This is a genomic window from Rhodoferax sp. P1_F3 (assembly GCF_056405715.1).
In genome coordinates this window covers 505,249-528,876 of the sequence record NZ_JBFUBO010000001.1, presented here as the reverse complement: position 1 = coordinate 528,876, position 23,628 = coordinate 505,249, and the positions used below count along the sequence as shown (strand labels likewise).

Sequence of the window (23,628 nt, the reverse complement as noted above, 5' to 3'; positions counted from 1 at the left end):
TGGGAATATGACTTCATGACAATTTCGGTAGCCTCTGTTTTGAGCGCCGTCACACGGGGCTTGCTGCGCGGCCTCATGCGCGCCTGGGTGCTGGTCGTGCCGCTGGTGGTGGCGATGAGCCTGATTCGGTGGGGGCAGCTGGCGTATTTCTGGCCCAGGGGCTACCAGGCGTCTACCAGTGATCTCGCCACGGTGGCGCTGCAGGGCTTTCGCTTTGACCTGAAGGTCAGCGCCATCGCAGGTTTCCTGCTGTTGCTGCTGTTGCCATGGGTCTCGGGCAAGGTGCATGGGCGCATCGTGACCGGGCTGGCGCTGCTCTATGTGATGCTGTCGCTGGTCAACCTGCACTACTTCGGCTTCTACAAGACGCCCATCGACTCCCTGGTGTTTGGCATCGTCGAGGACGACACCAACGCTGTGCTGCAGACCATCTGGCACGACTTTCCCGTTATCTGGACCCTGCTGCTGGCGGCTGCGCTGACTTGGGGCGCCATTGCGCTGCACCGCGCACTGGTGGGGCGGGTGCAGCCCGATACGCTGCTGCACACCCGCCATGCGGTGGTCAAGATGGTGGCCATTGTGGTGGCGTTTTTCGCACTGGTGTTTGCGGGCAAAGGCACCATCCGCGAGATGGCATTGCAGCGCCAGCACTTGACGGTGACCACCTCGCAGTTCCTCAACGACATGGTGCCCAACGGGGTCATCGCGCTCAAATACGCGTGGGACAGCCGCCGCGAATCGCAAAACCTGTCGGACCCGCTGGTCGGCCTCAAGGCCATGGGCTTCCCATCGGCCCAGGCCGCCGCCCAGGCGCTGGGCCTGCCCCATGGTTCGGAGGCTGAGGTCAAAGCTGCGCTGTACCAGCACGACCCCGTGCCACCCGGCACTCCCAAGAAGAATCTGGTGTTCTTCCTCATGGAGTCCTGGAGCGCCGAGCCCATGCTCTACCAGAGCCCCAGCTTTGACGTGCTGGGCCGCATGCAGCCCACGCTGACCGACCCCAGCAAGGCCTGCCACTTCTCCAACTTCGAATCGGCCCAGCCCGGCACCCACCCGTCGCTGGAAGCCATCCTGTTTTCCACCCCCATTACGCCGCTGACCATGGGCGATGCGGGCCGCAAGCCCCTGCCGTGGTCGGAGGCCCTGGTGGCCAAGCGCGCGGGCTACGACACGCTGTTTGTCACGTCGGCCCGCTCTGGCTGGCGAGACCTGAACCGCGTGCTCAAGGTGCAAGGTTTTGACGAAGTCATTGACGCCAACAACCTCAAGGAAAGCTACCCCGATGCTGTGGTTGGTCTGTGGGGCGTGTGGGACAGCTATGTCTATAAATACCTGGAGAAGCGCATGGCCGCGCAGCCCAAGGACAAACCTTTGTTCGTCTTCGTCCTCACCTCTACCAACCACCCGCCCTACGACCTGCCCAAAGACTACCAGCGCGTACCGCTGGACATGGCGCAATGGAAAGGCGAAACCAGCGAGGCCACCCTGGTGCCCAACCTGGACACCTACCGCTACGCCCACGACCTGCTGGGCGCCTTTGTGCAAGACATCCAAAAAGGCCCGTTCAAGGACAACACCATCGTTGCCGCTACGGGCGACCACAATGTGCGCTCGTTTGGCGTGTATGCGGATGCGCAGCGCCGCTACCTCATGCGCCAGGTGCCGTTTGTGATCTGGGGCGACAAGCTGCAGTGCGGCAACCAGCTTGCCCTGCCGGCCAGCCACCGCGACATGTTCAACACGTTGTTCCCGCTGGCGGGTATTGACGGCAGCTATGTGAATGCGGGGCGCAACCTGCTCAAGCCGCTGCCGGCCCAGCCTGACCCGATGAACGCGCCGCGCGGCCTGTTCTTCACCGGGGACGCGCGCAACGCCCAGGGCATGTGGCAGCTGGGCAACCCCAAGTCCTTTGTCTGCACCTCTGCACACCTGGATGCGGGCAAGCCTTGCGAGTTCAACGCACTGGATGATTTGCAAGAACGTGCCCGGTACGGACTCCTGGACTGGAATGTTCGTATCTCACTTAAGAAATAATGGCGGCTATGACTGACAAACTCAACGAGCTCTTTTCCCGCAACCGCGAATGGGCCGCCGAGATGGAGCGCACCCGTCCGGGCTTCTTCACCGGGCTGGCCAACCAGCAAAAGCCCAAGTACATGTGGATCGGCTGCTCCGACAGCCGTGTGCCCGCCAACGAAATCATCGGCCTGGCGCCGGGTGAGATTTTTGTCCATCGCAACGTGGCCAACGTGGTGGTGCACTCCGACCTGAACGCGCTGTCGACCATCCAGTTCGCCGTGGAGCGGCTCAAGGTCAAGCACGTGATGGTGGTGGGCCACTATGGCTGTTCGGGTGTGCAGGCTGCGCTGGAAGGAGCACGCATTGGTCTTGCCGACAACTGGCTGCGCCACATCCAGGATGTGCGCGATCGCCACCGCGATGTGATGGATCTGATCCCCGACCACGGCAAGGCCGCGGCCCTGTGTGAACTGAACGTGGTCGAGCAGGTGGTGAATGTGGCGCAAAGCACGGTGTTGCAAGATGCCTGGGCCGCCAACCAGGATGTGACGCTGCATGGCTGGGTCTACGGCGTGCACGACGGCTTGGTGCAGGATCTGCACATGACGGTGACGCGCCAGGACGACTTGGAGTCGCTGTACCGTGAAGCGGTATCCGGCGTGCGCCTGATGCCGCGACATCCAAGGTAAAAAGGCCTCTAGCCCCTGTGGAATATGCGCGAGCAGCTATCAAAACCATAGTGATTGCTGCGCGCCATGTTCCCCACCCGCCTGGATTCCCCGCTCGCTCCCGACATTGCGCGGGCGATGCTGGACGGCTTCAACCGCCACTACCAGCTCTTCCGCACCGAGAGCGCGCGCGCCAAGCACCGCTTTGAGACGGCCGACTGGCATGGCCAACAGCGGGCGCAGCGCGAGCGCATCGAGTTTTATGACCTGCGTGTGAAGGAATGCTCCAAGCGGCTGGAGCGCGAGTTCAAAGCCGGTGAGCAAAGCATGGAGGTGTGGCAGGAGATCAAGCTGCACTACATCGGCCTGCTGGTCAACCACCACCAGCCCGAACTGGCGGAGACCTTTTTCAACTCGGTCACCACCAAGATCCTGCACCGCAGCTACTTCCACAACGACTTCATCTTTGTGCGCCCGGCTGTCAGCACCGAGTACATCGAAAACCTGGCCTCCACCGGTCGGCCTAACCACAGCGCAACCCACCGTCCCACCTACCGCTGCTATTACCCCACGCAGGACGACGTGCGAGCCCAACTCGTGCGCATGGTGCAGGACTTCGATCTGCGTGTGCCGTTTGACAACCTCGTGCGCGATGCGAGCCGGGTGACCGAGGTGATGCGCGCCCAGCTGGGAGAGGTGAAGCTGCGCGCCAACTTCCAGGTGCAGGTGCTGTCCAATCTGTTCTTTCGCAACAAGGGCTGCTACATCGTCGGCAAGCTCATCAACGGATTCGTTGAGCACGGCTTTGCGTTGCCCGTGCTGCATGGCCCGCATGGCAAGTTGCGCATTGACGCAGCGCTGTTTGGCGAAGACGACCTGCTGCGCCTGTTCAGCTTTGCGCGTGCGTACTTCATGGTGGACATGGAGATACCGAGTGCGTATGTGCAGTTTTTGCGCGGCATGATGCCGCGCAAGCCACGCAACGAGCTCTACAACGCGCTGGGGCTGGCCAAGCAGGGCAAGACGCTGTTCTACCGCGACTTCCTGCACCACCTGCAGCACAGCACCGACCAGTTTCGGATTGCCGCGGGTATCAAGGGCATGGTGATGCTGGTCTTCGATTTGCCCAGCTACCCCTATGTGTTCAAGGTCATCAAAGACTACTTCCCGCACCAGAAAGAGACCACGCGCGAGCAGGTCAAGGCCAAGTACCAGTTGGTCAAGCAGCACGACCGCGTGGGTCGCATGGCCGACACACTGGACTATGGCGACGTGGCATTTCCGCGGGAGCGATTCAGCGATGCGCTGATGGCCGAGCTGCAGCAGTTCGCTTCCAGCCAGTTGGAGATCAGTGACCGCGATGGGGATGGCCAGACCGAAGTCATCATCAAGCACCTGTATATCGAACGGCGCATGATCCCGCTCAATATGTACCTGCAGGAGGCGTTTGACGCCGGCGGCGCAGACCCCGCCAACACCAGCCCGGGCGCGCTGCGCGCCCGCGAGCAGATCACCCGCGCCGTCATCGACTACGGCTATGCCATCAAGGACATGGTGGCCGCCAACATCTTTCCCGGTGACATGCTGTGGAAGAACTTCGGCATCACGCGCAACAGCCAGGTGGTGTTTTACGACTACGACGAGATCGAGTACCTGACCGACTGCAACTTCCGCAAGGTGCCTGAGCCCCGCAACGAAGAAGAGGAAATGTCCAGCGAGGTCTGGTACCGCGTCGGCCCCCACGACGTCTTCCCCGAAACCTTCGCCCCCTTTTTACTGGGCAACCCGCTGGTGCGCGAAGTCTTCATGCAATACCACGCCAACCTGCTGGACCCGGTGTTCTGGCAGACGCAGAAAGAACGCATCGCGGCGGGGTATGTGCATGATGTGTTTCCGTATGAGAAGGAGAAACGCTTCGCGCGTGGTTGAGTGCGAAAACCGGTTTGGCGTACACTCCGCCCTGCCCGGGGTGCGCAATGGTTGCGCTGAGATGGATACCGAACCCGCGAACTTGATCTGGTTCATACCAGCGTAAGAAGTGCAGCGCAGCCTTGCGGCCTTATGCCGTCCGGGCGGCGTCTTTTCTCATCAGTTTGCGGGGCACGTGTCTTTTCTGTCTTCGGGTCTTAACCGGAGAACTCCAGTGAACGCACCCGACAAACTCGCCCAGTTCATTCGCCTCACGCGCGAACCGCTTCCCGCCTCCACCAAACGTTATCTGCAAGGCAGCCGCCCCGACATCCAGGTGCCGCTGCGCGAAATCATGCAGAGCAACGGTGAGGCCATCACGGTGTACGACACCTCCGGCCCCTACACCGACCCGCGTGCCGACATCGACGTGCGCCAGGGCCTGCCACTGGTGCGCCAGGGCTGGGTGGATGGCCGGGGTGATACCGAGCTGTACACCGGCCGCCCCCCGTTTGCCTTGGACGATGGTCTGAAGAACGGCGAGACCGATGCACTGGCCGCCCTGCGTGCCCAAGCCGCCGGCCTGCAACGCCAACCGCGCCGAGCAAAAGGCGGTGTGGGCAGCGGCGCCAACGTCACCCAAATGCATTACGCCCGCAAAGGCATCATCACGCCCGAGATGGAGTACGTGGCCCTGCGCGAGAACCAGAACTTGGAGTGGCAGGCGCAGTACCTGGGCAACGCCGAGCGTGAAGCGCGCTTGGCCGGCAACAGTTTTGGCGCCAGCATCCCCAAGGTGGTCACGCCCGAGTTTGTGCGCGATGAAGTGGCCCGTGGCCGCGCCATCATCCCGGCCAACATCAACCACACCGAGCTGGAGCCCATGGCCATTGGGCGCAATTTCCTGGTCAAGATCAACGCGAACATCGGTAACTCGGCCGTCACGTCCAGCATCGAAGAAGAAGTGGAAAAGCTGGTTTGGTCCATCCGCTGGGGCGCAGACACGGTGATGGATTTGTCCACTGGCAAAAACATCCACACCACGCGCGACTGGATCGTGCGCAACAGCCCCGTGCCCATCGGCACCGTGCCGATTTACCAGGCGCTGGAAAAAGTGGGAGGCATTGCCGAAGACCTGACCTGGGAGATCTTCCGCGACACGCTGATCGAGCAGGCGGAGCAGGGCGTGGACTACTTCACGGTGCACGCCGGTGTGCGCCTGCCCTTCATCCACCTCACGGCCAACCGCGTGACCGGCATCGTCTCGCGCGGCGGCTCCATCATGGCCAAGTGGTGCATTGCCCACCACAAAGAGAACTTCCTCTACACGCACTTCGACGAGATGACCGAGATCATGAAGGCGTATGACGTGAGCTACTCGCTGGGTGATGGCCTGCGCCCCGGCAGTGGCGCGGATGCGAATGACGAAGCCCAGTTTGCCGAGCTGCGCACCTTGGGTGAGCTGACGCACAAGGCCTGGCAGCAGGACGTGCAGGTGATGATCGAAGGCCCCGGCCACGTGCCCATGCACATGGTGCAGGCCAATATGACCGAGCAGCTCAAGCACTGCGGCGAAGCCCCGTTCTACACGCTTGGCCCCCTGACCACCGACATTGCGCCCGGTTACGACCACATCACCAGCGGCATTGGCGCCGCCATGATTGGCTGGTTCGGTACCGCCATGCTCTGCTATGTCACGCCTAAGGAACACCTGGGCTTGCCCGACCGCGAAGACGTGAAGGTCGGCATCATCACCTACAAGATTGCGGCCCACGTGGCCGACGTGGCCAAGGGCCATCCCGGTGTGCGGGCGCGCGACGATGCACTCTCCAAGGCACGCTTCGAGTTCCGCTGGATGGACCAGTTCAACCTGTCGCTGGACCCGGAAACCGCCAAGCAGTTCCACGACGAGACCCTGCCTGCCGAAGGCGCCAAGGTCGCGCATTTCTGCTCCATGTGCGGCCCCAAGTTCTGCTCCATGAAGATCACGCAAGAGGTGCGCGAATACGCGAAAAACCTGGGCGTGAGCGACGAGGAGGCGTTGCAGTCGGGCATGGATGTGATGTCTGACGAGTTCAAGAAAGTGGGCGGGGAAATCTACATTCCCATTGCCCGGGCAGAAGACATCAAGGCCTGATCGTGGCGGCAAAGCGCATCGGCATTGCCGGCGCGGGCGTGCTCGGGCGGCTGCTGGCGTTCACGCTCAGCCGCGCGGGGCATGCCGTGGAGGTGTTCGACCCCGCCAGTGGCCCCGGTCCGCGCGCGGACACGGGCTCGCTGGCCGCGGGGTGGACGGCTGCGGGTATGCTGAGTCCTGTGGCCGAGCTGGAGCGCGCGGGAGCAGAAGTGTTTGCAATGGGCCTGCGCTCTTGTCAGCTCTGGCCGCAGATCGTGCAAAGCCTGAACCAGCCCGTGGAACTGCGCATGCAGGGCAGCCTGCTGCTGGCGCACCGCAGCGATGCGGGCGCCGCCCAGCGGGTGGTCGGGTTGCTGCAGGCCAAGGCCGATCCACCGTACCAGCCGCAGCCGTTGACTCTGCAGGAACTGCGCGAACTGGAGCCCTCCATCAGTGGCCCGGCATTGGCCTGGTTGCTGCCCTGCGAGGGGCAGATCCACCCAATTCAGGCACTGCAGGCACTGGCCGCTGAAGCCACCGCGCAGGGTGTGCAGTGGCACTGGGGCGCAGTAGTGAATGCGGTGGAACCTGGCGCCTTGCGCGTGGACGATGCCCAGCACCGCTTTGACCATGTGTTCGACGTGCGCGGCGCGGGCGCCAAGCCCGCGCTGCCCGTGCGCGGCGTGCGTGGCGAGGTGTTTTGGCTGCACGCACCCGGCGTGCCGCTGCACCGCCCGGTGCGCCTGCTGCACCCGCGCCATTCGGTCTACCTGGTGCCGCGGCCCGGTGATGTCATCGTGGTGGGCGCCAGCGAGATCGAAAGCGAAGACCGCTCTCCCGTGTCACTGCGCAGCACGCTGGAATTGCTGAGTGCCGCCCACAGCGCCATCCCCGCGCTGGCCGAGGCGCGCGTGCTGCACACCGAGACCAACCTGCGCCCCGCGCTGCCCGACAACCTGCCGGTCATCCGCCACAGCGCAGGCAAAACCGAAATCAACGGCCTCTTCCGCCACGGCTGGCTCATCGCCCCCGCCCTGGTTGAACAAGCCCTGCACGAGCTATCGTTATGAGCACGATCCACCACGTCGACACCGCACTGCACACCATCACTGTGGTGGTCAACGGCAATCCGGAAAGCACCATTGCCACCACCCTGCAAGCCTGGGTGGAAGCGCGCGGTGTGCTGCCCGCGGCCGTTGCCACCGCAGTCAACGGCAATTTCGTGCCGCGCAGCTTGCGCGCCCAGCAGCCGCTGGCCGAGGGCGACACCATCCTCACCTTCCAACCGATAGAAGGGGGTTAAAAAAATGTCCGCAACACCAAGAGACTGGGAGGCAGGGCGTTCTGCGCAGGTAAAGGAGGAGCCCGCGCAGTGGGCGGGGGACACGGAGCAGAACGCTCTGCCTTCCAGGCTCCCCCCCGACCCGAGCGAATGGCAAATAGGCGGTCGGACTTTGACCAGCCGTTTCTTCCTGGGCACCGCCAGCTACCCGTCCCCCCAGGTCCTGCAAGACGCCATAGCCGCCTCCGGCGCCCAGGTCGTCACCATGGGCCTGCGTCGCCAACTCGCCCACGGTGCAGAGGCGGGTGACTTCTTTGCCCTCATCAAGGCCACCGGCGCCCACCTGCTACCCAACACCGCCGGCTGCCACACCGCCCGCGAAGCCATCACGTTGGCCCACATGGCACGCGAGCTGTTCGACACCACGTGGATCAAACTCGAAGTGGTGGGCGACGCCCACACCCTGCAACCTGACCCCTACGAGCTGCTGACCGCCGCCACACAACTGGTCAAAGACGGCTTTGAAGTCTTCCCCTACTGCATGGACGACCTCGTGAGCTGCCAGCGCCTGCTGGACGCGGGCTGCAACATCCTCATGCCCTGGGGTGCGCCCATCGGCTCCGGTCAGGGGCTAGTCAACCCCGGCGCGCTACGCACCCTGCGCGCGCGCCTGCCCGGCGTGCCGCTCATCGTGGACGCAGGCATAGGCTCGCCGGCCGACGCCGTGCAGGCCATGGAGCTGGGGCTGGATGCCGTGCTGCTCAACAGCGCCGTGGCCCACGCCGTGGACCCGGTGCGCATGGCGCGCGCCTTCAAACTCGGTATCGAGTCTGGCCGCCTCGCGTTTGAAGCTGGCGTCATGGCCCGCCAGGACATGGCCGTGGCCTCCACGCCCGTGGCGGGTCATCCCATTTTGCTCTGAGGTTGCTATGAAAAAAGAAGCTGCTTGCGCAATGCCTATGCGGGCTAGAAGCACTTTAGGCACTGAAATTCCTTTGGTGGAGGCAGGCACCCGCCCCGTGGTCTGGAGCATTGCCGGGTCTGATTCGGGCGCAGGCGCCGGCCTGCAGGCCGACCTCAAGGCGCTGCAAGCGTTTGGCGTGCACGGCTGCACGGCGGTGGCGTCCATCACCGCGCAAAACTCGGTGGCCGTCACCCGGGTGGAGCCGGTCAGCGCCGAGCTGCTGGACGCGCAACTCGCTGCGTTGGCGCAGGATCTGCCGCCGTATGCCATCAAGACCGGCCTGCTGGGCAGCGTGGACAACGTGCGCGTGGTCTGCCAATGGGTGGACCGCTTGCGCGCGCAGGGCCATGCGGTGGCGCTGGTGGTGGACCCGGTGCTGGGTTCCACCACCGGGGCAAGTTTTGCGGGCGACGCGCTGGTGCAGGCGTATGTGAAAGAGCTGTTGCCACGTGCCTCGCTGGTCACACCCAACCGGGCAGAGGCCGAGCGCCTGGGTTTGTCGGAGCCCAGCGCGCAACAGGCGCTGCGGGCACACGGCGTGTCGCTGTGCATCACTGGCGGAGATGCGGACGATGCACAGGCCAGCGACTGGTTCAGCAGCCCGCAGGCCACAGGCTGGCTCAGCCTGCCGCGTGTGGCGACCCGCCACCACCACGGCACGGGTTGCACCTTCGCGTCCACCGCCGCTGCCGCGCTGGCCAGTGGCTACTGCGTGGCCGACGCCGTGGTGCTGGCCAAGATGGCCACCACCCACGCTCTGCGCCACGCCTATGCCGCAGGGCAGGGCGCAGGTCCGGTGCAGGCGCTGCCGGACTTTGCGCAGCACATCGACAACCTGCCCGCCTTCACGCTGCCGGGAGCCACAGCGCCGCTGGCCATGCATGCGCTGCCGTCCTTCGCGCCGCTGAGCGACCCGGCCTTGGGCGTTTACGCGGTGGTCGACAGCGCCGCCTGGGTGCGCCGCGTGCTGGCCGCAGGTATTCGCACCGTGCAACTGCGCATCAAGGACCCCGCCGAGTCCACGCTGGCTGCACAAATTGCAGAGAGCATCGCCATCGCACGCACCACGCCGGGCGCCCAACTCTTCATCAACGACCACTGGCAACTCGCCCTGCAGCACGGCGCCTATGGCGTGCACCTGGGCCAGGAAGACTTGGACACTGTGGACCTGGACGCATTAAGGCAAGCCGGTGTGCGCCTGGGCCTCAGCACCCACAGCTACTGGGAAGTCGCCCGCGCCTGGGCCCTGCGCCCCAGCTACATCGCATGCGGCCCTATCTTCGCCACCCAAAGCAAAGACATGCCCTGGATTCCCCAAGGGCTGGACAACCTGCGCTACTGGGCGAATGTGCTGCCGCTGCCCGTGGTGGGCATTGCGGGGATTGATATCAGCAATGTGGCAGAGGTGGCGGCCACGGGTGCAGCCAGTGCGGCTGTGATTTCGGCGATCACGAAGGCAGAGGATCCCGAGCGAATGAGCCGGGTCTTGATGGAAGGTTTTCGTGCCTGAGGCTATAGTCTGTGCATTAAAAACAGGCCGCTGAGCCTGCGGGGAGGTTCCATGGGCGCACTGCTGTTTCTGCTGATCGTCATCAACTTGGCCGTCTGTGTCTGCGTGGCGCGTAGCCATTTCTATACGCGTGCCCAAATGTGGATGCAGGTCGCGCTGGTGTTGTTGTTCCCTCTCTTGGGGGCCTTACTGGTGGGCATTTTTCTGTGGACTCAATATGCACAGGTCGGAGGGTCTCGTGGCGCCCATGAAGAGAGCGAAAACTGGCAGAACCCTGCTGACGCAACGCACCATGGTGATTGAGGTGTGGATTGATGTCTGTGACTTACATCCATCTGCTCCCCGAGTCCAAGTGCTTCTTCAATAGCTTGCTTGAGGGGCCCTCACGGGTGGTCGTCATCGTGGAGGCACAGGTGACACCTGCTTGGCAGCATGAAGTGAGTCGATGGCTGATTGAGGAAGGCTGCGTTTACATGATGGCTTGGGGGCTGGATTGTAGTACCTGGGACGATTCTGTGGATATGGCCAACCTAGAGATATTCGATTTCGAGCCGATTCCAGATGAACGGTTTGTCATGACGACCTGGCATGAAGAGGAAACATTGCAAGAAGTCTTCTGGTATGCCAAGAACTGTGCGCATCACCCCATTGTTGAGACTAAAAGAACCGTGCTTTTGCATATTTCTGCAGAGCCCAATGAGGCTGAGTTGCTGGCGGCGTATGTGGCATGCCCGGCGTAATGGTTCAAGTGAGCCGCTTTGACACCTTGATTTAGCGGGGAACACCCGGCTTAAGCTCCAGCGCAATGTAGTTTTTCTCCCCCTCATGCTGCATCAGCAGCGCCACCGACCCCTTGGCCTGCGCCAGTAGCGCGCGGGCCTGCTCCACTGACGTGACGGGCACATGGTTGATCGCCAGCAGGATGTCGCCGGGGGCGATGCCGGCCTTGTCGGCCTCGGGCTGCACGCCTTCGACCATCAGGCCGTAGTGTGCGTCTGCGGCACGTTGCTCCACAGGCAGCAAGGGGCGCACGGCCAAGCCCAGCTGCGGTAGGGTGGGTACATTCAGGGTGGCGTTGGCGGTGGGTTTACGCAACGCAGGGTCGTCCAGCGTGGCACGGGTCTGCAAGGGGTTGCCGTTGCGCAGCACGTCTACCCGCAACTGCTGGCCTGGTACGGCCATGGCCACCCACAGGGGCAGGTCGCTGGAGGTTTCGATGGAGTGGCCATCAATGCTCACGATCACATCGCCCAACTGCAGACCGGCCTTGGACGCTGCGCTGTCCTGACGCACGTCGGCGATCAAAGCGCCCATGGGTTTGGGCAAATGGAAGGCATCCGCCAGCGCCTGCGTGACCTCCTGGACCGACACGCCCAGCACGCCGTGCGAAGCGTGGCCGGAGGCGACGATCTGGCGCTGCACCGCCTGTGCCAGGTCGATGGGGATGGCAAAACTCAGGCCCTGGTAGCCGCCGCTGCGCGTGTAAATCTGGGAGTTGATGCCCACCACCTCGCCACGCGCGTTGAACAACGGGCCGCCCGAGTTGCCGGGGTTGATGGCCGCATCGGTCTGGATAAAGGGCACGGTGTAGTCGTCGGGCAGGGTGCGGCTCTTGGCGCTGACCACGCCAGTGGTCACCGTGTTGTCCAGCCCGAAGGGCGAACCAATGGCCAGCACCCATTCGCCCACATTCAGGTCGGCGGGTTTGCCAATGGCCACAGTGGGCAGGTTGTTGGCTTCAATCTTCAGCACGGCCACATCGGTCTTGGCGTCGCTGCCCAGCACCTTGGCTTTGAACTCGCGCCGGTCGGTCAGCTTGACGATCACGTCGCTGGCATGGGCAATCACGTGGGCATTGGTTAGCACCAGGCCATCGGCACTGACGATGAAGCCCGACCCTTTGACGTTGACGGGGATCTGCATGCTGGCGCCGGTGGCGCCAAACTGTTCCTGGAATTTGCGCAGAAACAGCTGGGTGGGGTCTTCGCTGTCCGCGCCCTTGGCGTTGGTGTTGCTGTCCTTGCTGTCGGCCGTGATGAGCCGCGTGCCGCTGACACTGATGTTGACCACAGCCGGGCCGTAGCGCTGCACGATCTGCGCAAAGTCGGGCGTGCCCAGCGTGCGGATGGTTGGCAGGGAGGCGCTTGCGGGGCTGATGGTTTGCGCGTGGCCGGTGGCCAGCAGGCCGGCGCTAGCCAGGACGAGGAGGGCAGTGCGCGCCAGGCGCGGCAGGGGATGGAAAGTGGCAAAGGCGTTCATGCAACGATGGTGCCGGGCTTGCATAAAGACGTGTAGACCGCGCATGAAGCTGCGGTAAAGTTTTTCTGCCACAATTGACGTTTACGTAAACGTCAATTGCGTTCAACCACCCGGAACAACGAGGAAGACCATGTCAGACACCATCGTGATCGTCAGCGCCGCCCGCACCCCTATGGGAGCTTTTCAGGGCGATTTCTCCAGCCTTGCTGCCCATGACCTGGGCGGTGCCGCCATCAAAGCGGCAGTGGAGCGTGCCGGTATCAGCCCTGAGCTGGTCACCGAAGTTCTCTTTGGCAACTGCCTGATGGCGGGCCAGGGCCAGGCGCCGGCGCGCCAGGCGGCGTTCAAGGGCGGCCTGCCCAAGAGCGCGGGCGCGGTCACGTTGTCCAAGATGTGCGGCTCCGGCATGCGCGCGGCGATGTTTGCGCACGACATGCTGCTGGCCGGCAGCCATGACGTGCTGGTGGCCGGCGGCATGGAAAGCATGACCAACGCGCCGCACCTGCTGTTGAAAGGCCGAAGCGGCATCCGCATCGGCCATGACCGCGTGATGGACCACATGATGTTGGACGGCCTGGAAGACGCGTATGAAGCCGGCCGCTCGATGGGTACCTTCGGCGAAGACTGCGCTGCCAAGTACAGCTTCACCCGTGAACAACAAGACAATTTCGCCACAGCCAGCGTACAACGGGCGCAAGCAGCTATCAAATCAGGAGCGTTTGAGGTGGAGATTACCCCCGTGATCGTGAAGACCCGCGCTGGCGACGTGCAGATCAGCGTGGACGAAGGCCCCGGCAAGATCAAGCTCGACAAGATTCCCACGCTCAAGGCCGCGTTCAAGAAAGACGGCACCATCACCGCCGCCAGCAGCAGCTCCATCAACGACGGCGCCGCCGCCATGGTGCTGATGCGCGCGGGCACTGCCACTGAGCTGGGCTGCAAGCCGCTGGCCCGCATCGTGGCCCACGCCACCCACGCGCAAGAGCCCAACTGGTTTGCCACCGCCCCCGTGGGCGCCACGCAAAAGCTGCTGGCCAAAGCGGGCTGGAAAGTGGAAGACGTGGACCTGTGGGAAATCAACGAAGCCTTTGCCGTGGTGCCCATGGCGCTGATGGCCGAGCTGCATATTCCGCATGACAAGGTGAACGTGAACGGCGGCGCCTGCGCGCTGGGCCACCCCATTGGCGCGTCCGGTGCGCGCATCATGGTGACCCTGATCCATGCGCTCAAGGCGCGCGGGCTCAAAAAAGGCGTGGCCACCCTGTGCATTGGCGGCGGAGAAGCCACCGCGTTGGCGCTGGAGTTGCTATAAATTCGGTAGCTGTTCGCGAATGTTGTACGCGGGCTAGGAGCATATTTTGAACGTATTCGTCATCGGCGCGTCACGCGGCATCGGTTTGGAAGTGGTGCGTCAACACCTGGACGCGGGTGACCGCGTCATCGCCACCGCGCGCGATGACGCTGGCCTGCAACGTCTGCGTGACCTGGGCGCCCAGGTCATGAAGCTGGATGTGGCGGACCCCGCCAGCGTCAGCGGCCTGAGCTGGGCGCTTGACGGCGAGAAGCTGGACCTAGCCTATTACGTTGCCGGCGTGTTCAGCACCGAAGACGCCCAGTCGCCCCCGACCCAGCAGGCCTTTGATTCCATGATGCATGCCAACGTGCTGGGCGCCATGCAGGCGCTGCCACAGGTGGCGCCCTGGGTGGAAGAGGCGCAAGGCCAGTTTGTGTTTTTGACCAGCGACTTTGCGCAGATCGGCGGGGTGGAAACCAGCCGTGGCTGGGTTTACCACGTGAGCAAGGCCGCCCTCAATATGGCCGTTGTGGCCGCGCAACCCGACTACCCCAAGGCGCAGTTTCTGCTGGTCCACCCCGGCTGGGTGCGTACCGACATGGGCACGCCCGATGCGCCCTTGCTGCCCAAAGAGAGCGTGGCCGCTATTCGCGCCACCGTGGCCGCCCGCAGGACTGGCAAGACGGCCTTTGCCTGCAGCGATGTGCCCTACCTGCGCTGGGACGGCACGCCGTTTTCCAGCTGGTAGGCCCCCAAAAATAACGACCCGAGAGAGACAAGCCCCATGCTGCTGACCCAAGACCAGGAAATGGTGCGCGACGCCGTGCGTGCCTTCGCGCAAGCCGAACTCTGGCCCCATGCCGCCCAGTGGGACAAGGACCACACCTTCCCCAAAGCCGCCCACCAGGGCTTGGCCGCGCTGGGCGCCTATGGCATCTGCGTGCCCGAACACCAGGGCGGCGCGGGGCTGGATTATGTGACGCTGGCACTCGTCCTTGAAGAGATTGCGGCGGGCGACGGCGGCACCAGCACGGTCATCAGCGTGACCAACTGTCCGGTCAACGCCATCCTCATGAAATACGGCAATGCGCAGCAACAGAAGCAGTGGCTGGAGCCGCTGGCGCAGGGGCAATTGCTGGGCGCGTTTTGCCTGACCGAGCCGCATGTGGGCAGCGACGCCTCCAGCTTGCGCACCACCGCGGTGAAGGATGGTGACGGCTACGTCATCAACGGCGTCAAGCAGTTCATCACCAGCGGCAAGTACGGCGATGTGGCCATCGTCATTGCGGTGACGGACAAGGCCGCGGGCAAGAAGGGCATGAGTGCGTTTCTGGTGCCCACCAACGCACCTGGCTATGTGGTCGCGCGCGTGGAAGACAAGCTGGGCCAGCACAGCAGCGACACCGCCCAGATCAACTTTGACAACTGCCGCATTCCCGCCGAGAACCTGATTGGCAAAGAAGGCGAGGGCTACGGCATCGCCCTGGGCGGGCTGGAGGGCGGGCGCATTGGCATTGCCGCGCAAAGCGTGGGAATGGCGCGCAGCGCGTTTGACGTAGCCGTGGCCTATGCCAAAGAGCGCCAGAGCTTTGGCCAGCCCATCTTCAACCATCAGGCCGTGGGGTTCAGATTGGCCGAGTGCGCCACGCAGATCGAAGCCGCGCGCCAGCTGATCTGGCACGCCGCAGCCTTGCGCGATGCGGGCCGCCCCTGCCTGAAAGAAGCTGCCATGGCCAAGCTGTTTGCCAGCGAGATGGCCGAGCGCGTCTGCAGCGCCGCCATCCAGACCCTGGGTGGCTATGGCTATGTGAGCGACTTTCCGGTAGAGCGCATCTACCGCGATGTGCGCGTGTGCCAGATTTACGAAGGCACGAGTGACGTGCAAAAGATCATCATCCAGCGTGCGCTGGGGTGAGGCAGGGACTACGTTGCCTTGCTGTTTTGTCATCTGGGCACTAAAATGTACATTTCATTTGTACATTTCTAGGTATTGCCATGCAAACCATTCCTTTTTCTGAGGCCAGAGCACAACTTGCCGATGTGTTGCGCGGGGTGGAGGCTGGGGATGCACCTATGGTGATCTCCCGCAGGGGCCAGGCCAGCGGCGTGCTGATGTCGTTTGCGCAGTACCAGCAACTCAGCGGTGAAGGGCAGGGCTTTGCCGATCGTTTGGAAGGCTGGCGCGCCAAGTACTTGGCGTCGGATATGCCCGGTGATGATGTCAATCCTTTTGATGGCGTTCGCCAATCCGACGATGCGAGGGATTTCGCGTGGTGAGCGCGGTGACGTGGTTGCTGGATACCAATGTGGTGTCCGAGGCCATCCGGCCGCAACCAAACCCGGCAGTGATGGGGAATCTGAAGCGTTATCAAGGTGAGATGACGATTGCGGCTCCGGTCTGGCATGAGCTGCGCTTTGGCTGGCTACGCTTGCCTGAAGGCCAGCGCCGTGACGCGATCGGGCGCTTCGTGCAAGATGTTGCCGGGCAGCTTCCGGTCCTGCCTTATGACGCATCCGCTGCACGTATTCACGCAGAGTTGCGGTCCCAGCGCGCACTGGCGGGCCAGACCTTGCCCTTTGTGGACGGGCAAATTGCGGCCATTGCCATTGCGCATGGCGCTACGCTGGTAACCCGTAATACGAAGGACTTCGCTGGCTTGCAGGGGTTGCGGATGGTGGACTGGTTTCAATCCGATAGCTTTGTAGATAGGTGAGACGGTATTGGCAAATGCAGGGGTGATATGGCAAAAAAAGAATCAGAATTTTTGAAATGGATGGGGCCGCTATTGGACGCCTTGCGTGAGCTCGGTGGTTCGGGGCGCCCCCGAGAGGTGTCTGCACTGATTGCGGAGCGCAATCAATTGGAGCCCGAGAAGCTGGAAGCTACTACAAAGACGGGGCAAGCGAGGTTTCACAACCAAGTGGCTTGGGCTCGCCAGTATCTGGTGTGGGAGGGATTGCTCGATGGTTCCAAACGAGGTGTTTGGACGCTTTCACCCAAAGGGCAGGCGACGACACTGAGTCTGCCCGCGTCGCGAGAGATCTTTTTGAAGTGGGTGAAGTTTCACGCAGAAACAAGGCGGGCGGCTGAAGAGCCCGTCGTTGAGGTCAATACCAAACCTCCGGGCGGAAAAGTGCCGCGTGAATCAAACATGGAAATGTTGCCGCCTCCTGAGGAAATAGAGGAAGAAGAGCTCCTCGCCGTTTTGCGAAAGGTTTCGCCATCAGGGTTTGAGCGTGTCTGCCAGCGCTTGCTGCGTGAGAGCGGATTTGAGAGCGTTCGGGTTACAGGCAAATCTCATGACGGTGGAATTGATGGCGTCGGAATACTTCAACTGAATCCATTTGTTACGTTGAAAGTTTTGTTTCAGTGCAAACGATACAAGGGGTCTGTTTCGCGGGCCGAGGTGGGTGATTTCAGAAATGCAATGTTGGGGCGTGCAGACAAGGGGATCATTCTGACAACCGGTTCGTTTTCATCGGAGGCAATCAAGGAGGCGAATCGTGATGGAGCACCACCTATAGAGCTCGTTGACGGTGATAAATTGGTTTCACTCTTTGAGCGCGCCAAGTTGGGTCTGAAAGAGCGTGTTGTGTTTGATGTTGATCACGAGTTCTTTGCGCAATTTATGGATTGATAGTCAGATCCCAAACTATGCCAGTTCAACTCGACCCGCGCATCACCCTCTTCGAACGCGGCTGGCTCTCCAGCAACAATATCCTGATACGAGGCAGTGATAGCGCGGTATTGATCGACAGCGGCTATTGCACCCACGCCGAGCAGACGCTGGCATTGGTGGAGACCACGCTGCAGGGTTGGCCACTGGACCTGCTGCTCAACACCCATTTGCACAGCGACCACTGCGGTGGCAACGCTGCGCTGCAGGCCCGCTACCCCGCGCTGCACACCCTCATTCCCCCCGGCCATGCCGAGTACGTGCGCGTGTGGGACGCCTATGCGCTGAGCTACACGCCCACAGGGCAGCAGTGCCCGCAGTTCCGCATGGACGGCACGTTGGAGCCCGGTACCGAGATGCGACTGGGGGGGCTGTTGTGGCAGGTGCACGCCGCGCCAGGGCACGATCCGCACTCCGTCATCCTGTTCGAACCCGCCAGCCGCATGCTGGTCTCGGCCGATGCGCTGTGGGAGCGTGGCTTTGGCGTGGTGTTCCCCGAACTGGACGGTGAGGGCGCGTTTGACGAAGTGGCTGCCACGCTGGACCTGATCGAGCGCCTGAACCCCGCCACCGTCATCCCCGGCCACGGTGCGCCGTTTGTCGATGCGTCCGCGGCACTGGCCTTTGCGCGCCAGCGGCTGAACGGTTTTGTGCAAAACCCCGCCAAGCACCTGCAGTACGCGGCCAAGGTGCTGCTGAAGTTCAAGCTGTTGGAAGTCCAGCAGCTGGAGATGGACGCGCTGCTGGCCTGGGCTGGGCGCACGCCCTTCTTTGCTTCCACCTTTGCCGCAGGGATGGCGGGGTTGGCGTTGGAAGAGGCTGCTGGCCAACTCGTCAAGGATCTGGTGCGTTCCGGCGCGGCCACGGTGCAGGGCTCGTTGGTACTGAACGCCTGAACGGGTGCCCGGCCAAGGCATGATGGCGGGCATGAAATCCCTGGACCCTGACGACGCCTGCCCTTGCGGCCGGCTGAATAACAAGAAACCCGCACCCTATGGCCAGTGCTGTGGCCGCTGGCTGGACAGCGACACCCCCGCGCCCGATGCCGAAAGCCTGATGCGCAGCCGCTACAGTGCCTTTGCCCTGGAGCGTGCACCCTACTTGCTGCGCACCTGGCACGCCAGCCACCGCCCGACCAGCATCGAGTTTGAGCCCGGCGTGAAGTGGCTGGGGCTGGATGTGCGCAGCCATGCGGTGCTGGACGCGACCCACGCCGAGGTGAAATTTGTGGCGCGCCAAAAACCGTTGGCTGGCCCCGCTGTGCGCCTGCATGAGCGCAGCCGCTTTGTATGGGAAGACGGCCACTGGCTGTATGTGGATGGAGATGCGCTGTGAAGTTTGATGCGGTGTTATTTGATTGCGATGGTGTGCTGGTAGACAGCGAGCCGATTACCAACGGCGTGTTGCGCGACGTGCTGGCCGAGCAGGGCTGGCGGCTGAGCGTGCAGGCGTGTATGGACATCTTTGTGGGTAAGGCGGTGATCGACGAGCGCGCCCGCATCGAGGCGGAGACCGGCAAGCCACTCACACCGGAGTGGATGGCCGAATTTCGCGTACGCCGCAATGTGGCGCTGGATGCGCAGGTGGCTGCCATTGCCGGTGCTGTGCCCGCGGTGGTAGCCGTGCACGCCAGTGTGCGAGGGCGCATTGCCTGTGCCTCCGGGGCAGACCGGGCCAAGGTGGAAATGCAGCTGCAGAAGGTGGGCCTTTGGCCTTACTTTGACGGGCGGGTGTTCAGCGGCCACGAGATGCCACGCTCCAAGCCGCATCCTGATGTGTACCTCGCTGCGGCGCAGGCCTTGGGTGTGCCCGCCAGCCGCTGTGCGGTGGTGGAAGACACGGTGACTGGCATTGCCGCCGGTGTGGCTGCGGGCACTATGGTGTTTGCCTATGCGCCAGCGGGTCAAGGCGATCTGCTTATCCAAGCTGGTGCCCACCGGGTGTTCACGCACATGGACGCATTGCACGCCTGCCTGTTGGGCGCGGACTTGCGCCAGCCCGCCTAAACCTGCATCAGAGCCGGATGTCGGGCGATGGCGTGGTCGGCACGCCCTGGTCCAGCGCCGCTTGCTGCTGCACCTGCAGGCGTTCCGGCGGTTCGAAGTGGGTGTAGCGCAGCACCAGGGTCTGCGGAAAGGTCAGCGTGGCGCCGTCCACTAGCAGCGGCACCGTGCCTAGCGGGTTCTCCTGAAGGTAGTCACGTGCTAGCGCGCGGGGCGGAAAGGGCAACATGCGCAGCTCGTAGGGCAGGCCCAGCTCTTCCAGCAGCCACAGGGGCCGCAGAGAGCGTGCGCTGACGCAGTGGTGCAGAACAATCATGGCAAGCAGTGTAGGCTGGCGGCCGGTACAGGGTGTGCCGCGGCAGGGGCTTCACGCCAGTGGTGTGGCGCTGCGGCGGAACTCGGCGGGGGACTGGCCGGTCCAGCCCTTGAAGGCGCGGATAAAACTCTTCTCGTTCTGAAAGCCCGCCGCCTCGGCCACCTGCTTGATGGGGCGTTGGGTGCGCAGCAGCAGCTCGGTGGCGCGGCTTTGGCGCACCTCGTCTTTCAGGGCCTGCAGCGTGGCACCTTCTTCCTTGAGCTGGCGGTGCAGCGTGCGGGGTGACACGTGCAGGAGTGCTGCCAGCGCCTCGGCGCCATGCGTGTCCTGCGGCTGGGCACCCAACAGTTGGCGCACGCGCTGCACCAGCAGGCGGTCGCGCCGGTACTGCAGCACCGTCAACGGCAAGGCGTGTTGCAGCATTTGCTGCAGGGCTTTTTCGTCGCGCCGCAGCGGCAGTTGCAGGTACTGGGCATCAAAACTGATAGCAGCCTGCGCTTGCCCGAAGCGGGCGGGACCTGAAAACAGTACGTGGTAGGCCTCCTCATGGGGTGGTGCTGCAAACGGAAACTGCGCGTGCAGGAGCGGAATGCGCGAGTCCACCAGCCAGCAGGCCAGGCCATGGATGTTGCGCAGCACCGAGACCAGGCAGAACTCGCGCAGTGCGCCGCGTTCGCCCAACTCCCGGTGCTCTGCAATGCTGATGCTGGCCGTGCTGCCAGTGGTTTGCAGTGTGAGCGTGACGTCGTCGGCAATCAGGCCGTGGTGGCGGCACCAGCGCTTCACGGCCAGCGCCAGCGTGGGCGCGCTGATGGAGGCGCGTGCCAGCATGCCGTAGCTGCCCCAGGGCAGGCGGCGGCTGAACCAGCCTAGCGCCTCGTCGTCCAACTCGCGCATGGCCAGGTCCGAGATGCGCTCCATCTGCCAGGCGGTGATGCGGGCATGGTCCTGCAGCACCTGCTCTGGCGCAATCTGTGCCTGGGCCAGGGCGCTGGCCGGGTCTTGGCCGTAGCGCGCGTAGGCGGCCACAATGGCTTGGACAAAGGCCATGGGCGTGGCGGCAATGGGGCTGGGGTGCGGCATTCCCCCAGTGTGCCAAAAAATGCACGAGCCGTGGCAGGATTTGCAACCTCAGTGGCGTCCCGCCGGGCGGGCGGCGGACGCACAATGCCTGCTGACTGTCCAACCCCTGACCGGATGCGCCCATGACGATTCTGGAATCCCAGCTCAACCCCCGCTCGGCCGATTTTGCGGCCAACGCCAGCGCCATGCGCGCCCTGGTCGACGACCTGCAGGCCCAGGTGGCCCGCATTGCCGAAGGCGGAGGCGAGGCGGCCCGCGCCAAGCATGTGGCACGTGGCAAGTTGCTGCCACGCGACCGCGTGGCCATGCTGCTGGACCCTGGCACACCGTTTCTGGAGCTGGCACCGCTGGCCGCGCTCAACGTCTACGACAACGCGGCACCGGGCGCCGGCATCGTGGCCGGCATTGGCCGTGTGAGCGGGGTGGACTGCATGGTTGTGTGCAACGACGCCACCGTGAAGGGCGGCACCTACTACCCGCTGTCGGTCAAAAAGCACTTGCGCGCGCAGGAGATCGCGGCGCAAAACAACCTCACTTGCATCTACCTGGTGGACAGCGGCGGCGCCAACCTGCCCAACCAGGACGAGGTGTTTCCCGACCGCGACCACTTTGGCCGCATCTTCTTCAACCAGGCCAACATGAGTGCCCAGGGCATTGCGCAGATTGCCGTGGTCATGGGCAGTTGCACGGCAGGTGGCGCCTATGTGCCCGCCATGAGCGACGAGACCATCATCGTCAAGAACCAGGGCACCATCTTTTTGGGCGGCCCACCGCTGGTGAAGGCCGCCACGGGCGAGGTGGTGACGGCCGAAGACCTGGGCGGTGGTGATGTGCACACGCGCCTCTCCGGCGTAGCCGACCACCTAGCGCAGAACGACCTGCACGCCATTGCCCTGGCCCGCCAGGCGGTCGCCCATTTGAATAAAAAGAAGCCTCCAGCCCTCGCCACACTTGCGCCAGTAGCTCCTAAATATGTAGCGGAAGAGTTGTACGGCGTGATCCCCACCGACACACGCAAGCCCTTTGACGTGCGCGAAATCATCGCCCGCATCGTCGATGGCAGCGAGTTTCACGAGTTCAAGCCGCGTTATGGCGCCACGCTGGTTTGCGGCTTTGCCCACATCGAGGGCATGGCCGTGGGCATCATCGCCAACAACGGCATTTTGTTCAGCGAATCGGCGCTCAAGGGTGCGCACTTCATCGAGCTGTGCTGCCAGCGCAAGATCCCGTTGGTGTTTTTGCAGAACATCACCGGCTTCATGGTGGGCCGCAAGTACGAGAACGAAGGCATCGCGCGCAACGGCGCCAAGATGGTCACCGCGGTGGCCACCGCCAAGGTGCCTAAGTTCACCATCATCATCGGCGGCAGCTTTGGCGCCGGCAACTACGGCATGTGTGGTCGTGCCTACAGTCCGCGTTTTTTGTGGATGTGGCCCAACGCGCGCATCAGCGTCATGGGTGGCGAGCAGGCGGCCAGTGTGCTGGCCACCGTCAAGCGCGACGGCATTGAAGGCAAGGGCGGCGCCTGGAGCATGGAGGAAGAAGAGGCCTTCAAGGCGCCGATCCGCCGCCAGTACGACGAGCAAGGCCACCCTTACTACGCCAGTGCCCGTCTGTGGGACGACGGCGTGATCGACCCCGCCGACACGCGCCGTGTGCTGGCCCTGGGCCTGAGTGCGGCATTGAATGCGCCGATTGAAGACACCAAGTTTGGTGTCTTCCGCATGTAAGGGATCGCGCCATGACCGCACTGACCCTGACCCACACCGGCCCGCTGCTCACCATCACGCTGAACCGCCCCGAGGTGCGCAACGCCTTCAACGACGAAGTGATTGCCGAGCTGACCCAAGCCTTCCAGACCGCAGCAGCGAGCGCCGAGACACGCGCTGTGGTGCTGGCGGCCGAAGGCCCCGCCTTCTGCGCGGGCGCCGACCTGAACTGGATGCGCCGCATGGCCGACTACACGCGCGCCGAGAACCTGGCGGACGCCGCCAAGTTGGCTGAAATGCTGCGTGTGATGTATGCCTGCCCCAAGCCCACCATCGCGCGTATCCAGGGCGATGTAGTCGCCGGCGGCATGGGCCTGGTGGCGGCCTGCGACATGGTGGTGGCGGTCGACAGCGCGGGCTTTTGCCTCAGCGAGGTGAAGCTGGGCCTGATTCCGGCCACCATCAGCCCCTATGTGATTCGCGCCATGGGCGCGCGTGCTGCACATCGCTACTTTTTGACGGCCGAGCGCTTTAGCGCGCAGGAGGCGCACCGCATCGGTTTTGTGCACGAGGTGGTGCCGGCCGAGCAGCTGGACGCCAAGGTGGCCGAGCTGGTCAAGGCCCTGGTCAACGCCAGCCCGAATGCGGTGCGCAGCTGCAAGGAGCTGGTGCAGACCGTAGCTGACCGTGAGATCGACGGTGCGTTGATCGCCCACACCGTGGAAGGCATTGCCGACATCCGCAGCAGCAGCGAGGGCAAGGAGGGCGTGCAGTCCTTCCTGCAGAAACGCAAGCCGAACTGGCTGGTCTGAGTTCCCGA

23 protein-coding genes, 1 pseudogene and 1 riboswitch are annotated in these 23,628 nt (G+C 63.5%); of the genes and pseudogenes, 21 read left to right on the top strand and 3 right to left on the bottom strand.

All coding sequences use genetic code 11. From position 1 onward, the window contains the following. Positions 1-15: 15 nt before the first annotated feature. The 10 genes from AC1DZ5_RS02595 (at position 16) to AC1DZ5_RS02550 (ending at position 11,207) form a co-directional block, all read left to right on the top strand. The gene (locus tag AC1DZ5_RS02595) at positions 16-2,034 is read left to right on the top strand and encodes an LTA synthase family protein (protein ID WP_477885726.1); all 2,019 of its coding nucleotides are present in this window, start codon (positions 16-18) and stop codon (positions 2,032-2,034) included. Between the two features lie 8 nt (positions 2,035-2,042). Continuing rightward, positions 2,043-2,708, top strand: a complete 666-nt coding sequence (gene can, locus AC1DZ5_RS02590) for a carbonate dehydratase (protein ID WP_477885724.1) — start codon at positions 2,043-2,045, stop codon at positions 2,706-2,708. Between the two features lie 66 nt (positions 2,709-2,774). Beyond that, positions 2,775-4,616, top strand: coding sequence for a bifunctional isocitrate dehydrogenase kinase/phosphatase (gene aceK / locus AC1DZ5_RS02585; RefSeq protein ID WP_477885722.1), 1,842 nt, complete (start codon positions 2,775-2,777; stop codon positions 4,614-4,616). A 26-nt stretch (positions 4,617-4,642) separates the two neighbouring features. Next, positions 4,643-4,743: riboswitch (TPP riboswitch) on the top strand. An 87-nt stretch (positions 4,744-4,830) separates the two neighbouring features. After that, positions 4,831-6,732, top strand: a complete 1,902-nt coding sequence (thiC, locus tag AC1DZ5_RS02580) for a phosphomethylpyrimidine synthase ThiC (RefSeq protein WP_477885720.1) — start codon at positions 4,831-4,833, stop codon at positions 6,730-6,732. A 2-nt stretch (positions 6,733-6,734) separates the two neighbouring features. Then, positions 6,735-7,781: an FAD-dependent oxidoreductase gene (locus tag AC1DZ5_RS02575; protein ID WP_477885718.1), complete on the top strand. Its 1,047-nt coding sequence runs from the start codon at positions 6,735-6,737 to the stop codon at positions 7,779-7,781. Then, positions 7,778-8,014, top strand: coding sequence for a sulfur carrier protein ThiS (gene thiS / locus AC1DZ5_RS02570; RefSeq protein ID WP_477885716.1), 237 nt, complete (start codon positions 7,778-7,780; stop codon positions 8,012-8,014). Before AC1DZ5_RS02575 ends, thiS begins: the two co-directional genes overlap by 4 nt. A 97-nt stretch (positions 8,015-8,111) precedes the next feature. Then, the gene (locus AC1DZ5_RS02565; protein WP_477885792.1) at positions 8,112-8,915 is read left to right on the top strand and encodes a thiazole synthase; all 804 of its coding nucleotides are present in this window, start codon (positions 8,112-8,114) and stop codon (positions 8,913-8,915) included. Between the two features lie 7 nt (positions 8,916-8,922). Beyond that, the gene (gene thiE, locus AC1DZ5_RS02560; RefSeq protein ID WP_477885714.1) at positions 8,923-10,467 is read left to right on the top strand and encodes a thiamine phosphate synthase; all 1,545 of its coding nucleotides are present in this window, start codon (positions 8,923-8,925) and stop codon (positions 10,465-10,467) included. Positions 10,468-10,518: 51 nt separating this feature from the next. Continuing rightward, complete coding sequence (locus AC1DZ5_RS02555; protein ID WP_477885712.1) at positions 10,519-10,770, top strand: hypothetical protein; 252 nt, start codon at positions 10,519-10,521, stop codon at positions 10,768-10,770. Positions 10,771-10,781: 11 nt separating this feature from the next. Further along, positions 10,782-11,207 carry a DUF7684 family protein gene (locus AC1DZ5_RS02550; protein WP_477885710.1) on the top strand — a complete coding sequence of 142 codons (426 nt, stop codon included), beginning with the start codon at positions 10,782-10,784 and terminating at the stop codon, positions 11,205-11,207. Between the two features lie 31 nt (positions 11,208-11,238). Here the strand turns inward: AC1DZ5_RS02550 and AC1DZ5_RS02545 are convergent, their stop codons facing one another. Next, positions 11,239-12,726 carry a Do family serine endopeptidase gene (locus AC1DZ5_RS02545; protein ID WP_477885708.1) on the bottom strand — a complete coding sequence of 496 codons (1,488 nt, stop codon included), beginning with the start codon at positions 12,724-12,726 and terminating at the stop codon, positions 11,239-11,241. Between the two features lie 130 nt (positions 12,727-12,856). Between AC1DZ5_RS02545 and AC1DZ5_RS02540 the strand changes: the two genes are divergently transcribed. From AC1DZ5_RS02540 to AC1DZ5_RS02500, 9 genes are all read left to right on the top strand, one after another. Next, positions 12,857-14,038 carry an acetyl-CoA C-acyltransferase gene (locus AC1DZ5_RS02540; protein ID WP_477885706.1) on the top strand — a complete coding sequence of 394 codons (1,182 nt, stop codon included), beginning with the start codon at positions 12,857-12,859 and terminating at the stop codon, positions 14,036-14,038. 43 nt (positions 14,039-14,081) lie between these two features. Continuing rightward, a complete protein-coding gene (locus AC1DZ5_RS02535; protein ID WP_477885790.1) occupies positions 14,082-14,768 on the top strand; it encodes an SDR family oxidoreductase in 687 nt (228 codons plus the stop codon). 36 nt (positions 14,769-14,804) lie between these two features. Continuing rightward, positions 14,805-15,935, top strand: coding sequence for an acyl-CoA dehydrogenase family protein (locus tag AC1DZ5_RS02530; protein WP_477885704.1), 1,131 nt, complete (start codon positions 14,805-14,807; stop codon positions 15,933-15,935). A gap of 80 nt (positions 15,936-16,015) precedes the next feature. Beyond that, positions 16,016-16,297: a type II toxin-antitoxin system Phd/YefM family antitoxin gene (locus AC1DZ5_RS02525; protein WP_477885702.1), complete on the top strand. Its 282-nt coding sequence runs from the start codon at positions 16,016-16,018 to the stop codon at positions 16,295-16,297. Then, positions 16,294-16,734 (top strand): PIN domain-containing protein, encoded by a 441-nt coding sequence (locus AC1DZ5_RS02520; protein WP_477885700.1) that lies wholly within the window; start codon positions 16,294-16,296, stop codon positions 16,732-16,734. The genes AC1DZ5_RS02525 and AC1DZ5_RS02520 overlap by 4 nt, the downstream gene beginning before the upstream one ends. A gap of 27 nt (positions 16,735-16,761) precedes the next feature. After that, the gene (locus AC1DZ5_RS02515; RefSeq protein WP_477885698.1) at positions 16,762-17,658 is read left to right on the top strand and encodes a restriction endonuclease; all 897 of its coding nucleotides are present in this window, start codon (positions 16,762-16,764) and stop codon (positions 17,656-17,658) included. A gap of 17 nt (positions 17,659-17,675) precedes the next feature. Further along, positions 17,676-18,593 (top strand): MBL fold metallo-hydrolase, encoded by a 918-nt coding sequence (locus AC1DZ5_RS02510; protein WP_477885696.1) that lies wholly within the window; start codon positions 17,676-17,678, stop codon positions 18,591-18,593. A gap of 31 nt (positions 18,594-18,624) precedes the next feature. Next, positions 18,625-19,032 (top strand): YchJ family protein, encoded by a 408-nt coding sequence (locus tag AC1DZ5_RS02505; RefSeq protein WP_477885694.1) that lies wholly within the window; start codon positions 18,625-18,627, stop codon positions 19,030-19,032. Further along, complete coding sequence (locus AC1DZ5_RS02500; RefSeq protein WP_477885692.1) at positions 19,029-19,703, top strand: HAD family hydrolase; 675 nt, start codon at positions 19,029-19,031, stop codon at positions 19,701-19,703. Before AC1DZ5_RS02505 ends, AC1DZ5_RS02500 begins: the two co-directional genes overlap by 4 nt. Positions 19,704-19,770: 67 nt before the next feature. Here AC1DZ5_RS02500 and AC1DZ5_RS02495 read toward each other — a convergent pair. Next, positions 19,771-20,016: pseudogene (locus tag AC1DZ5_RS02495) on the bottom strand (glutathione S-transferase N-terminal domain-containing protein); the annotation flags it as partial. 51 nt (positions 20,017-20,067) lie between these two features. Next, positions 20,068-21,099 carry an AraC family transcriptional regulator gene (locus AC1DZ5_RS02490; protein WP_477885690.1) on the bottom strand — a complete coding sequence of 344 codons (1,032 nt, stop codon included), beginning with the start codon at positions 21,097-21,099 and terminating at the stop codon, positions 20,068-20,070. A 122-nt stretch (positions 21,100-21,221) separates the two neighbouring features. Here AC1DZ5_RS02490 and AC1DZ5_RS02485 point away from each other — a divergent pair, with 122 nt between their 5' ends. Then, positions 21,222-22,829, top strand: a complete 1,608-nt coding sequence (locus tag AC1DZ5_RS02485) for a carboxyl transferase domain-containing protein (protein WP_296470648.1) — start codon at positions 21,222-21,224, stop codon at positions 22,827-22,829. A gap of 11 nt (positions 22,830-22,840) precedes the next feature. Beyond that, complete coding sequence (locus AC1DZ5_RS02480; RefSeq protein ID WP_477885687.1) at positions 22,841-23,620, top strand: enoyl-CoA hydratase/isomerase family protein; 780 nt, start codon at positions 22,841-22,843, stop codon at positions 23,618-23,620. Positions 23,621-23,628 lie beyond the last annotated feature (8 nt).